The 12,391-nt window shown below is 63.8% G+C and carries 13 protein-coding genes; 5 read left to right on the top strand and 8 right to left on the bottom strand.

The features are described from left to right. Nucleotides 1-48: 48 nt before the first annotated feature. Nucleotides 49-1,347: a citrate synthase gene (locus O4220_RS14460; protein WP_269605283.1), complete on the top strand. Its 1,299-nt coding sequence runs from the start codon at nucleotides 49-51 to the stop codon at nucleotides 1,345-1,347. A gap of 126 nt (nucleotides 1,348-1,473) precedes the next feature. Here the strand turns inward: O4220_RS14460 and O4220_RS14455 are convergent, their stop codons facing one another. Continuing rightward, nucleotides 1,474-2,274, bottom strand: a complete 801-nt coding sequence (locus O4220_RS14455) for a carbon-nitrogen hydrolase family protein (protein WP_269605281.1) — start codon at nucleotides 2,272-2,274, stop codon at nucleotides 1,474-1,476. Between the two features lie 46 nt (nucleotides 2,275-2,320). Between O4220_RS14455 and O4220_RS14450 the strand changes: the two genes are divergently transcribed. Next, nucleotides 2,321-2,962 (top strand): GntR family transcriptional regulator, encoded by a 642-nt coding sequence (locus tag O4220_RS14450; protein WP_269605279.1) that lies wholly within the window; start codon nucleotides 2,321-2,323, stop codon nucleotides 2,960-2,962. Here O4220_RS14450 and O4220_RS14445 read toward each other — a convergent pair. Beyond that, the gene (locus tag O4220_RS14445; RefSeq protein WP_269605277.1) at nucleotides 2,934-4,283 is read right to left on the bottom strand and encodes an MFS transporter; all 1,350 of its coding nucleotides are present in this window, start codon (nucleotides 4,281-4,283) and stop codon (nucleotides 2,934-2,936) included. The two genes, O4220_RS14450 and O4220_RS14445, sit on opposite strands and share 29 nt — an antisense overlap. A gap of 130 nt (nucleotides 4,284-4,413) precedes the next feature. Here O4220_RS14445 and O4220_RS14440 point away from each other — a divergent pair, with 130 nt between their 5' ends. Together O4220_RS14440 and O4220_RS14435 are read left to right on the top strand one after the other, a co-directional pair. Then, entirely contained in the window at nucleotides 4,414-5,088 is a 675-nt protein-coding gene (locus O4220_RS14440) for a DUF2848 domain-containing protein (protein WP_269605275.1), read from the top strand. Nucleotides 5,089-5,173: 85 nt separating this feature from the next. Then, on the top strand, nucleotides 5,174-5,533 hold the full coding sequence (locus tag O4220_RS14435; protein WP_032377394.1) for an FKBP-type peptidyl-prolyl cis-trans isomerase: 360 nt from the start codon (nucleotides 5,174-5,176) through the stop codon (nucleotides 5,531-5,533). On the opposite strand, the gene O4220_RS14430 is transcribed toward O4220_RS14435, so the two are convergent. The 5 genes from O4220_RS14430 to O4220_RS14410 all read right to left on the bottom strand — a co-directional run bounded on the left by O4220_RS14430 (nucleotide 5,526) and on the right by O4220_RS14410 (nucleotide 10,039). Continuing rightward, nucleotides 5,526-6,563, bottom strand: coding sequence for an isopenicillin N synthase family dioxygenase (locus O4220_RS14430; protein WP_269605273.1), 1,038 nt, complete (start codon nucleotides 6,561-6,563; stop codon nucleotides 5,526-5,528). The genes O4220_RS14435 and O4220_RS14430 overlap by 8 nt on opposite strands. Nucleotides 6,564-6,625: 62 nt before the next feature. Then, nucleotides 6,626-7,927 carry a sensor histidine kinase gene (locus O4220_RS14425; RefSeq protein ID WP_269605271.1) on the bottom strand — a complete coding sequence of 434 codons (1,302 nt, stop codon included), beginning with the start codon at nucleotides 7,925-7,927 and terminating at the stop codon, nucleotides 6,626-6,628. Next, complete coding sequence (locus tag O4220_RS14420; RefSeq protein WP_269605269.1) at nucleotides 7,924-8,652, bottom strand: response regulator transcription factor; 729 nt, start codon at nucleotides 8,650-8,652, stop codon at nucleotides 7,924-7,926. The genes O4220_RS14425 and O4220_RS14420 overlap by 4 nt, the downstream gene beginning before the upstream one ends. Nucleotides 8,653-8,669: 17 nt before the next feature. Continuing rightward, nucleotides 8,670-8,876 (bottom strand): hypothetical protein, encoded by a 207-nt coding sequence (locus O4220_RS14415; protein WP_032378310.1) that lies wholly within the window; start codon nucleotides 8,874-8,876, stop codon nucleotides 8,670-8,672. Nucleotides 8,877-8,968: 92 nt separating this feature from the next. After that, nucleotides 8,969-10,039, bottom strand: coding sequence for a sensor domain-containing diguanylate cyclase (locus O4220_RS14410; protein ID WP_269605267.1), 1,071 nt, complete (start codon nucleotides 10,037-10,039; stop codon nucleotides 8,969-8,971). A 121-nt stretch (nucleotides 10,040-10,160) separates the two neighbouring features. Between O4220_RS14410 and O4220_RS14405 the strand changes: the two genes are divergently transcribed. Next, complete coding sequence (locus tag O4220_RS14405; RefSeq protein ID WP_269605265.1) at nucleotides 10,161-11,489, top strand: cryptochrome/photolyase family protein; 1,329 nt, start codon at nucleotides 10,161-10,163, stop codon at nucleotides 11,487-11,489. Here the strand turns inward: O4220_RS14405 and O4220_RS14400 are convergent. Further along, the gene (locus tag O4220_RS14400; RefSeq protein WP_269605263.1) at nucleotides 11,486-12,388 is read right to left on the bottom strand and encodes a DMT family transporter; all 903 of its coding nucleotides are present in this window, start codon (nucleotides 12,386-12,388) and stop codon (nucleotides 11,486-11,488) included. The genes O4220_RS14405 and O4220_RS14400 overlap by 4 nt on opposite strands. Nucleotides 12,389-12,391: the final 3 nt, after the last annotated feature.

Genomic DNA, 12,391 nt, shown 5'->3' with positions numbered 1-12,391 from the left:
GTCCGTTTTAAGTACGTGTCCGTTACACGAGTTCGAGAGGGACCATTCGTGCCCGCTGAGAATGATGCCAAAGCCACCCTCACCTACCCCGGTGGCGAATATTCCATGTCGATTGCCGAGGCCACTGAAGGCAACAACGGCATCGAGCTGGGAAAGCTGCTGGCGACCACCGGCTACACGACGCTGGACGGCGGGTTCGTCAACACCGCGTCCACCAAGTCGGCCATCACGTACATCGACGGTGACGCGGGGATCCTGCGCTACCGCGGGTACCCGATCGAACAGCTTGCGGGCAAGTCGTCGTTCATCGAGGTCAGCTATCTGTTGATCTACGGGGAGCTGCCGTCCGCAGATGAGCTCGAGACGTTCACCGACCGGATCCGTCGCCACACGCTGCTGCACGAGGACCTCAAGCGGTTCTTCGACGGCTTCCCGCGCAACGCGCACCCGATGCCTGTGCTGTCGAGCGCGGTCAACGCGCTGTCGGCGTACTACCAGGATTCGTTGGAGCCGAACGATCCCGAGCAGGTCGAGCTCTCCACCATCCGTCTGCTGGCCAAGCTGCCGACCATCGCGGCCTACGCCTACAAGAAGTCGGTCGGCCAGCCGTTCCTCTACCCGGACAACTCGAAGAGTCTGGTCGAGAACTTCCTGCGCATGACGTTCGGCTTCCCCGCCGAGCCGTACGAGGTCGATCCCGAGATCGTCAAGGCACTCGACATGCTGCTCATCCTGCATGCCGACCACGAGCAGAACTGCTCCACGTCGACGGTGCGCCTCGTCGGATCCTCGCAGGCCAACCTGTTCACCTCGATCTCCGGCGGCATCAATGCGCTGTGGGGCCCGCTGCACGGCGGAGCCAACCAGGCCGTGCTCGAGATGCTCGACAAGATCAAGGCCGAGGGCGGCGACGCCACCGACTTCCTGCGTCGAGTCAAGAACAAGGAAGACGGCGTCAAGCTCATGGGCTTCGGACACCGGGTGTACAAGAACTTCGATCCGCGCGCGACGCTGGTCAAGGAAACCGCGCACACGATCCTCGGCAAGCTGGGCAACGGCGACGAGCTGCTCGAGATCGCTCTCAAGCTCGAAGAGACCGCTCTCACCGACGACTACTTCGTCGAGCGCAAGCTGTACCCCAACGTGGACTTCTACACCGGCCTGATCTACCGCGCGATGGGCTTCCCGCCGCGCATGTTCACGGTCTTGTTCGCGATGGGCCGTCTTCCGGGCTGGATCGCGCACTGGCGCGAGCAGAACGAGGACACGACCGGCAAGATCGGCCGTCCGCGTCAGATCTACACCGGCTACACCGAGCGCGACTACCAGGACGTCAGCTCCCGCTAGCTGTTGCACAACAACGCCGCCGGCTCCCCTCGGGAGCCGGCGGCTTTGTCGTATCCCCGTGCCGAACTCGAAGTTATGGACGCTTTACGGCCGAATCCCGTCCATAGCTTCGAGTTCGCGGCACTGTCAGGCGTCGAAGTGCTTGCGATTCTTCAATACCGGCAGCGTCTTGCGCACGGCGGCGACCATTGCAGTATCGATGTCGATCGTCAGCATGCCGGGCGTCGCGTCGCGTTGCCCGAGAATTTCGCCGGTGGGGGAGCAGACGACGCTGTGTCCCACGCCCAATGGTGCATTTCCCTCGGCGGCAACAGGTTCGGCTTGGTCGCAGGCTGCGATGAACGTCGTCGAATCCAACGCGCGTGCGCGAGCGAGCAGGGTCCACTGGTCCACTTTGCCGTCACCCGCTCCCCACGACGCCGGAACGAGAACGAGTTCCGCGCCGAGGTCGCCGAGTTTCTGGAACAGTGCCGGGAATCGAATGTCGTAGCAGGTCGCGAAGCCCACTCGAACCCCGGCAATGTCCAGTACCAGTGGGTCCGAACCCGGTGCGACGGTGTCGGATTCGGCAAATCCGAACGCGTCGAACAGGTGAATCTTGTCGTAGCTCGCATCGATGCCGGGGCCGGTGACGAGCAGTGTGTTGGTCACTCTGTCGTCGGCGGCGGGCGTGAACATCCCCGCGACGACGGTGATCCCGGCGTCCGACGCGATGGAGCGCACTGCGTTGGCCCATTCGCCGTCGAGAGGCTGTGCGAACTTTCGGATGGGTCCGCCGAAGCAACGCATCGTCGCCTCCGGAAACACGACGACGTCCGATCCGGCATGTGCTGCTGCACGGGCATGAGTCTCGATGAGTTCGAGGTTCTCGGCGGGGTGTTCGCCGCTGGTGATCTGGGCAAGGCTGATGCGGATGGACGAGCTCACGGTGTGACTCCTGGTGTCGTCGGAGGAAGACAGGTATACATATCGTATGCAGCCGCTGTCGGGGAGGGAGAAGGCGTATCTGTTCGTGCGCGATCAGGTGTTGTCGTCACCGGCCGCCACCGGCACTTTTCTCAACGAGCAGGAGCTCGCGACGCGAATCGGAGTATCGCGCACACCGGTTCGTGAAGCGCTGCTGATGTTGCAGTCCGAGGGTCTGGTCGAGATGGTGCCCAAGCGCGGCGCGCACGTACCGGCTATGTCCGGACGGCAGATCGCCGAACTGATGGATCTCCGCGGCGTCCTCGAGCGGCACGCGGCCACCCGAGCACTGCGCGCCGGTGATGCTCCGATCGCGGCGATGCAGAACGCGCTGACGCAGCAGGAGTTGCTGATGAACTCGGGCGATGCGGATGCACCCAAGCAGTTCATCGACTGGGACGGCACATTTCACCAGAGTCTGATCGATTCGGCGGGAAGCGATCTGCTCTCTCGTACATATGCCGGTCTGCGAGCACGCCAGCTTCGCGTGGGCTTGAGTGCGTTGTTCACCGCCGCCAACCGGCAGCATCGGGTGTGCGCCGAGCACCAGGCCATCATCGACGCACTCGGTGCGGGCGATGAGGGCCTGGTACACGAGAAGATCGACGCTCACCTCGAGGTCACACTTCAGACTCTGCTGCGCGCGTAGCCTTTTCGTGCTCCTGGTTCAGTAGCACGTAGTGCTCGTCCTCGGTGGGGTCGGGGTTGCGGCCGAGTGCGAGGCCGACGAGTGTCACGGCACCGACGACCACGATGTATCCGGCGATTGGCACCCAACTGTCCGTCTTGTCCAACAGGTACACGAAGATCAACGGTGCCATCGCCCCGCCGAACACACCGGCGATCGTGTACGCCAACGAGCTACCGGTGGAGCGCAATCGCACGCTGAACTGCTCGGTGACAAACGCTGCCTGTGGCCCGTACATGAACGAGTGGAACGCCAGGCCCACCACCACACCCAGGATCAGCAGCGGTAGAGATCCGCCGCCGATGACGAGGAAGAAGATCGCGCTCCAGGCAACACCGCCCACGGCTGCGACGCCGTAGACGAGACGTCGGTTGATCCGGTCGGACACCGCTCCGGCGAGCGGGATCAGGCCGAGCTGGCACGCCGATCCGATCAGGATGGCCGTGAGTACTTCGCTGCGCTCGAAGCCCAGTTTCTGCGTGCCGTAGGTGATGGAGAAAACCGTGAACAGCGCGTAGATGACGTCCGGTGCGACACGAGACATGATGCCTGCCACCAATGGGCGGAGTTCGGTCTTGAACACCTCGCTGATCGGGGCTTCCGAGCGATCTCCGCTTTCCTGGAGTGCCTTGAACACCGGGGTGTCCTCGAGCTTCAGGCGGATCCACAAACCGAACCCGACGAGTACGGACGAGAAGAGGAATGCCACCCGCCATCCCCAGGACTCGAACTGCTGGTCGGTCAGCGACAGTGTCAGGATTGCGAGGGCGCCGTTGGCGAGCAGGTTTCCCGCCGGTGGTCCGATCTGCGCGGCGGAAGACCAGAAGCCACGCTTGCGGGGATCGCCGTATTCGCTGGAGAGCAGGACGGCACCGCCCCACTCGCCGCCGACGGCAACGCCCTGGCAGAACCGCATCGTGACGAGGATGATCGGAGCTGCGATGCCGATGGTGTCGTATCCGGGGATCAAGCCGATGGCGAATGTCGTGACGCCGATCAACAGCAGGGTGATGACGAGTAGCTGTTTTCGCCCGATCACGTCGCCGAGGCGTCCGAAGACGAATCCGCCGACCGGACGGGCGATGTACCCGACGGCGTATGTCGAGAAGGCCAGCAGTGTTCCGGTCAGCGGGTCGCTGTCCGGGAAGAAGACCAGCGGAAACACCAGCGCGGCGGCGGCCGAGTAGACGGCGAAGTCGTACCACTCCAATGCCGTTCCGGTCAGGCTGGCCGCGAAGGCCTTGGCCAGGCCCTTTCTATCCACCGAAACAGGTTCGGTCATGACGACTCCTTCGTGTGCCTGGGATCACTCTATCCGTTGTACGTGCTCCATACTTGCTGTATACAAGACGTATGCGCAAGGCTTTCGGCGTATCGGAAACAGAAAATTTACGAGGAGAGGGTCCTTACTGATGCTCACATTCACGCTGCCCGACGGCACGACCGAGTCGCTCGAGGTCACCACGCTGCTCAATGCGGGGTACGCAGGCCGCAACCAGGAAGAGGTGGCCTCGCACATCGCGGAGCTGGCCGAATTGGGGGTACCCGCCCCGACGGTGACCCCGGCGCTGTACCCCATCTCGCCCTACTTGGCGCAGCAGACCGACACCGTCGCCGTCCAGCACGGCCGCACCTCGGGTGAGGCCGAGTGGGCCCTGGTCGTCCTGGGCAACACGATCGACGACGTACTGCTCACGGTTGCGTGCGATCACACCGATCGTGACCTGGAAGTTCACAGCGTCGCGTGGAGCAAGAACGCCGCCCCTGACGTGCTGGGTACCAGCGCGTGGCGGTTGACCGACGTGGCCGATCGACTGGACGAGATCACCCTGACCGCCTGGGCGGACGGAGCACTCATTCAGGCCGGAACGCTCGGTGATCTCCTCGCTCCGCAGTACTGGCTGGACGTGCTCACCGAACGCGGACTGTTCTCGCGTGGAACGGTATTGATCTCGGGCACCATCTCGATGCACCACGGGGTGAATCAGTTCTCCGACGCCTGGAAGGTGGAGATGGGCGACCCCGCAACCGGCAACACGTTGACCTGCGAATACAAGACGAATTTGATGCCAGCTCCAATTGGTTGACCGTCACGACGTAAAGTCGAAGCGGAATATGCCCAGAGCTTCACAGCCGGCGTCGGCGGGCCGGCATCAACCGCAGGAGACTTCAGTGACGAAGCCAGTGATCGAATTTCAGGCCGGACCCGCACCATTGGACCTGGTGACGGTCGACCTCGTCGAGGGTGACGGCGCAGAGGCAGTTGCAGGCGGCACCGTCGAGGTGCACTACGTCGGCGTCGAGTTCGACTCGGGCGAAGAGTTCGACTCGTCCTGGAACCGCGGCGAATCCATCCAGTTCCCGTTGCGCGGACTGATTCAGGGTTGGCAGGACGGCATCCCCGGAATGAAGGTCGGCGGACGCCGTCAGCTCACCATTCCGCCCGAGCTCGCCTACGGCCCAGCCGGCGCAGGTCACCGCCTGTCCGGCAAGACGCTCGTGTTCGTCATCGACCTGCTCGACGTCAAGTAACCGCAGGTCGAGTAACAGCGCGTCGTACTCGCTCGGCTTCGCGGGTTGCCGAGGCATTCGCCGTTCCGCCTCGGGAACCTGCCAGCTTTGCCTGGATGTGTTCGGCCACGGTGACCGGTCGGTACCGGGGCACTGCGCCTGTCTCGACGCACGACGCCAACGGTGCGATCAGTGCGTCGAGGTTTCCGTCGTGAAAGAAGGCGGCAGAACGCCTGCGTCGAATCGTTCCGCCCGATACCGGTGGCCGCACACGATGCAGAGTCGACATCCAGCGATCGTTGGTCAACCGGGCTGTCAGATCACCCAGATTCACCAGCATCGCGCCCTCGGCAGGCTGCACGTCGTGCCACAGCCGGTCGGCACCGAGGACCTGTAGGCCGGGTACCCGATCGGCCCAGAGCACCGTCACCAATCCGTAGTCGGTGTGCTCGCTCATTCCGGTGAGTTCACACTCCGGGACGTCGGTGCCCGGATCCAGCGCGTAGTTGTTCATGCGCAGCGTGTCGAGTGACTGATCGGTGATGCGTGAGAACAGGTTCGGCGATTCCCCCAGCGCATCGGCGAACACCCCGGTCAGCGTCCGTGCCACACGGGCAGCTTCGGCAAAATACAGTTCGACGGCGCTCCGGAACCCGGTCGACTCGGGCCAGGTGTTCGGCTCACCGGTGCCGACGTTGAATGCCTCGAAGTAGTCGTTCATGCCCGACGCCGAATCGAGCCCCAAGCTCAGGCTCAACGTTTCGCTCTTCGGGGCGGTGTAGCCGCGATTGAGCTCGGGCGGGCAGATGTAAGCCGATTTCTGTGCTGGATCGAGTCCGAAGAACGAATCCATCGCCGACGCGAGCCCGGCAACGACGTCGTCCCGGATGCCGTGTCCGACGATCTGCATGAAACCGACTGTGCTGCATGCATGGTCGACGTCCGATGCCACGCTTCGGCGCGCGATCGCGTCGGCCTCCGGGGAGCGGTCACCCAGAACGTAGGGCGAGATGTCGATGACGGGAACGGTGAAATCCGATGACGAGTGCACGATTCCATACTCCTCGCATCGGGCGATCCTGCGGGTTTCTCCCGCGTAACGAATGCCGCAACTCAGCGAATCTGCAACTCCATCACCAGGCGCGCGCCGCCCAGTGGACTGTCGGTGAAGTAGACACGGCCACCGTGCAATTCGGCCTGCTGCGCAACCAGTGCCAGGCCGAGCCCCGAGCCGCCCTTCGCTGCCCTGGTGCCGCGCTCGAAACGGCCGAACACCGATTCGCGTTCATCGACGGGAACCCCGGATCCGTTGTCGTCGATCAGAACGCGCACCGTCGTGTCCACCCGTTCGGCAGTGATGACGATCGAGGTTGCGTTGCCGTGCCGGACGGCATTGCCGATCACGTTGTCGACGGCCAATCGCAGACCGGTCGGTAGTGCGCGCATCGTGATCTCGGAATCGGGAGCGGACTCCACGCGTATGTCGAGTTCGGGGTGCAGTCTCTGCGCGTCCTGGGCTGCGACGTCGCAGATGTCGATGATGTCGGTCTCGACTCTGTCGCCCTCACTGGACAGTTCGCCCGACGCGAGGCGTTCCAGAGCGGTCAGCGTCGTCTCCACCCGTCCTTGCGTTCGCTCGAGATCACCCAGAATCTCCCGTTGCTGCGCGGGCTTGAGGTCGAGGGTTCGCAGGACCTCGATGTCGGTGCGCATCGCCGTCAGTGGGGTGCGCAGTTCGTGTGCGGAGACAGCAGCGAAGTCGCGTGCGGTGTCGAGTGCGGCATTGGTACGGTCCTGGGCCTCGTTGAGTCTGGTCAGCATGCCCCCGATCGCGACTGCGAGTGCGTCGGCCTCGGTCACACCGGTGCGGGTCTCGGGAGCAGTCGGTGGCTGCGCGCTGACCTGGCGGGTCAACGTCACCAGCGGTCTGACGGCTCGCCCGCCGAACAGCCAGCCCAGGCCCGTGGACACGGCGATCGCAACCAGCCCCAGCATCAGCACCTGTTTTTGTTGCTCGTCGGTCACCTGTTGTGCCTCGAGGGCCGGCACTCCGATCGAAATGGAGATGGTGGACACGACGGTCGATACTGCCGTGTAGACGCGGAACCGTTGGCCGTCGACGTCGACGGTCTGCGATCCGGTGTCCAGCGCGGGCAGCCGCGTCGGTGTGGACGCGACGACGATGTCACCGCTGCGAATGGTGACGGCGAATGCGCCGGAGAGTTGATCTATGAAGGCCTCCAACGTCGACGAGTTCGGGACCAGCACCTGTGACGCTGTCGTCAACCGTTCGTCGAGCTGATTGACGTTGTTGCGGGAGATGGCAACCGAGGTGACCACCGCGAGTGCGGCAACCACGAGGGTGGCACCGAGGGCCGTGGCGGCAGCGACGCGGGCGCGCAGCGAGAAGCTCATGCGGCGTCTCGGACGACGAAGCCGACGCCTCGGACGGTGTGCAGGATGCGCGGTGACCCATCGGATTCGAGTTTGCGACGAAGATAGCCGACGAACACGTCGACGACGTTGGTGTCGGCGACGAAGTCGTAGCCCCACACCAGTTCGAGCAATCGCTCACGCGTGAGGACCACACCCTTGTTTCTCGCCAGAATTGCCAGCAATTCGAATTCCCGCTTGGTCAGGTCGATGTCGACGCCGCCGCGATGCACGCGATAACCGGGGATGTCGACCACCAGGCTCCCGATGGCCACCGCCGAGTTCGGTACACCCGAATCTATCACTGGCACAACTGGATTGGTGCCTCGTCGGCGGAGCATTGCGCGGATTCTCGCAACGAGTTCTGCCAGCACGAACGGCTTGGTGAGGTAGTCGTCGGCCCCGGATTCGAGCCCGGCGATGCGATCGTCCACCGAGCTACGGGCACTGAGCACGCAGATCGGGATGTCGTTGCCCATCGCGCGCAACGCGGTCACGACGCTGGCCCCGTCGAGTACCGGCATGTTGATGTCCAGGACGATCGCGTCGGGTGTGGATCTGGAGACCACGCCGAGTGCCTCTGCTCCGTCGGATGCGGTGATGACGGTGAATCCCGACAGGCGCAGTCCACGTTGCAGTGAGGACAGCACGTCGGCGTCGTCATCGACGACGAGGACGGTGGCAGGGGAACTCGACGATTCGGTCACCGGTCCATTGTGACGGTTCAGGCAACCCAGCTGTCGACGGTGGTTCGGCGTTCTTCGGGCGTCTTGGCGAAGAACTCCTCGAGAGCACTGCGGCGGCCGGTGTCGGCATCGAGTGACCAGGCGAGTGCCGGAGCCTTGGCGTAGAGCTGCTCGTAGTACTTCTCGAAAGTGCAGGTGCTGTTCACCAGGGAAAGAGCGCCGGGGAAGGGGCGGGTGTTCGTCATGATGTTCTCCTCGTCTCTCGGGGTGTTTCCCAAGCTAGAGGGACTTCTTGCGACCACGGTGAGCCGTTGTTGGCGGTACTCTGAGAGTTCTTTCACGACATCGAATCGTGATGTGCTCGGTCGCCGCCCGCACGCTTGGCCTCGTACATCGCGCGATCCGCAGCTGCCACCGCCGCACGCAATGTTCGGTCGACGGAAGACGAGTCCGTGTGCATCGGTCCGCTGACGCCGATGCTGGCCGTGACCACGGGTGTGGCGGCTTCACGAACTGCGCGCCGCAGCCCTTCGGCCGTGGCTTCGGGAGCGGTCGACGGGGCTGGCGTGGCTGCGTCGACCACCACGAATTCCTCGCCGCCGAGCCGCGCCACTGTCATCGCCGGTTCGGTTCGTCGCAGAGCATCGGCCACCGCGACGAGTACCTCGTCGCCAGCGGAATGACCGTACGTGTCGTTGATCGACTTGAACTTGTCGAGATCGAGGAGGTAGACGGTGATGGACTGTGCGGAGTCGGACGACGTGATCGACTGCCGAACTTCCCGGTCGAGCCCGCGACGGTTGAATGTCCTGGTGAGTTCGTCGATCTCCGAGTCCTCGACGTCGAGGGTCATCATGCCGACGATCACGAGTGTCATCATCGGCACTGCGCCGATGATGATCAGAACCGACGCACCCAGTGCCGCAACCTGTATCGGTGGAACGCCGTCGTGTAGCTCGGCAATCCCGATGGCGATGGTCGCCGACACCGCGCCGGTGATCGCTGCGACGAAAACACGAGGGCCGTGAAAAAACACCACGTAGCCACAGACGACGGCGAACCCGGTACATTCGGCCAGGCCGAGAAGCGGGATCGAAACGAGTAGTCCAGTGGTGGTCATGAAGACGACTGCGGTGACCACGAAGCACAGGGACTGTGTTTCCGTGAACCACGGACGTGATCGCCACAGCAGCGCAGCCCACCCCACGTCGACGACAGCAACCCCTACGGCCACGACCATCGCACCGGAGTTGCTCCGGTCGGTGCCGAGCTCGAACAACAGGGACTGTAGGCCCAGGACCACCGTGGCCAGGACAACGGCGATTCGCGCGAGCGTCATCAAGTTCCGTCGAACCAGGTAATCGGGAAAGAAGTCGTACCGATGGGGCGCTCCCCACTCGAATGCCATGTCGACGCGTGTTCCTCCCCGGCAGGCGCGGTGCCGCATACACGGTAACTGCACCTGGGGTCGGGCGGAGGGAATCGACGCGGGCGGGTTGCACTCCGGACGGTTGGGTAAGACTGACACCATGTCGCTCGTATGGTTCCGCCGTGACCTCCGTTTGGGGGATCTGCCCACACTCACCGCCGCCGCCGAGTCCGGAGATCCGGTACTCGGGCTGTTCGTGCTCGACGACCGCTTGCTGAAGCCCTCCGGCGGTCCACGCAAGGACTTCCTGTTTCGGTCTCTCGAGGCACTGAACGAGCAGCTCGACGGCAGGTTGATGGTGGTGCACGGCGACCCCGAGACGGTGGTCCCGAAGGTGGCGAAGGCGATCGACGCCGAGGACGTCCACATCAGTGCCGACTACGGCCCCTACGGTCGCGAGCGAGACAAGCGGGTGGGCGAGAAGGTGACCCTGGTCGAGACCGGCTCCCCGTATGCGGTCGCCCCCGGGCGGATCCTCAAGAACGACGGCGAGCCGTACAAGGTGTTCACGCCCTACTCACGCCAGTGGTTGGAACACGGCTGGCGCGGGCCTGCCGACACGTCGGCCGCCAGTGCGACGTGGATCGACCCGGACGAGGTCAAAGGTGTTCGGCGCGTGAAGATTCCTTCCGAGAAGGAGGCGTCCGACGCGGCAGCCGGCGAGGAGGCCGCGTCGAAGCAGTGGAAGGAATTTCTCGACGAGGTTTCTGCGTACGACGACGAGCGCAATCGTCCCGATTTGGATTCGACAAGCCGGATGTCGGTGCACCTGAAGTACGGAACCATTCACCCGCGGACGATGTTGGCCGACCTCGGCACACTGCGCAGCGAGGGGTCCGCGTCGTATCGTCGGCAGATCTGTTGGCGAGACTTCTACGGCGACATCCTTTTTCAGCGTCCCGACAGTGCCCGGGAAAACTACGTCAAGAAGTTCGACGCGATCGAACTGGACTCGGGCAAGCACGCCGACGAGTTGTTCGAGGCGTGGTGCACGGGGGAGACGGGCTTCCCGATCGTCGATGCCGGTATGCGGCAGTTGAACTCGGAGAAGTGGATGCACAACCGGGTCCGCATGATCGTCGCGTCGTTCCTCGTCAAGGATCTGCACCTGCCGTGGTGGCGGGGAGCGCGTTACTTCATGCAGCATCTCGTCGACGGCGATCTGGCGAGCAATCAACACGGTTGGCAGTGGACCGCGGGAACCGGTACCGACGCTTCGCCGTACTTCCGTGTGTTCAACCCCATCACCCAGGGCGAGAAGTTCGACCCCACCGGCGACTACGTTCGACGCTGGGTGCCGGAGCTGCGTGGTGAAGAGGGTAAAGCCGTGCACACGTTGAAGTTCGGTCGCCCGAAGGACTATGCGGAGCCGATCGTCGACCACAAGCACGAGCGTGAAGTGGCGATTGCACGGTTCAAGGCGCTTTAGCGTCTGCGGGACAACCCGACTCCCACCAGGCAGATCACTCCGCCGACCACGGCGAGGTAGTGCGGCACTTCGCCCAGCAGCAGCCAGGCGAGAGTGATGGTGATCGGCGGCACGGCGTACGTGGTGATGCCGAGCTTGCCTGCGTTCATTCGCGTCAACGCGTAGGCCCAGGTGCTGAAGGCCAGTGCCGTCGGCACCAGGCCCAGATAGATCAGTCCGCCGGTGGCGCCGGTCGAGGCGGTCGACAGGTCGTCGAGCAGAGCAGGCGCGAAGGGCAGCGTGCACACCGCGCCGATGGTGCACGCCATCCAGGTGACCTGCAGGCCGGGAATCGTGCGCAGTACCGGCTTCTGGCTGAGTACTCCGATCGCATAGGTCACTGCGGATATCAGACACAATGCGATGCCGAGGAAGTCGGCGTCCGTCCTGGTGGTCGAGGTGGTGGTGACGGCGGTGACGACACCGACCATCACCGCGCCGGCGAACGCTATACCGGCACCGATCACCAACCACTTCGGAAAGCCCTCGCCCAGAAGCAGACCCGCGAACAGGGCGACCAGAATCGGTCCGATCTGGATGATCATCGACGTCGTGCCGGCGTCGACGCGCTGTTCGGCTGCGTTGAGGGAGACGTTGTAGATGCCGAACCAGAAGACACCGATGCTGACGATCTGCAGCCACTGTGTCCGATTCGGCTTGACCCACCGTCTTTTGACCAGAACTATCGCGCCGAGTGCGAAAGATCCGATGAGCAGTCGCCCCAATGCCAGCGGGCCGGCTCCGAACGACTCGCCGACGCCGCGAATCGCTACGAAAGCCGAGGCCCACGAGACCACCGTGACGGTGACCGCACCGAGGGCGAGCCAGTCGACGGAAGGACGGGTGTCGAGATCTGTCATGCC

The organism is Rhodococcus ruber (assembly GCF_027270735.1).
GTDB lineage: Bacteria > Actinomycetota > Actinomycetes > Mycobacteriales > Mycobacteriaceae > Rhodococcoides > Rhodococcoides rubrum_A.
Note: the sequence above shows the minus strand (reverse complement) of the source record. Positions and strands in the feature narration are given on the sequence as shown.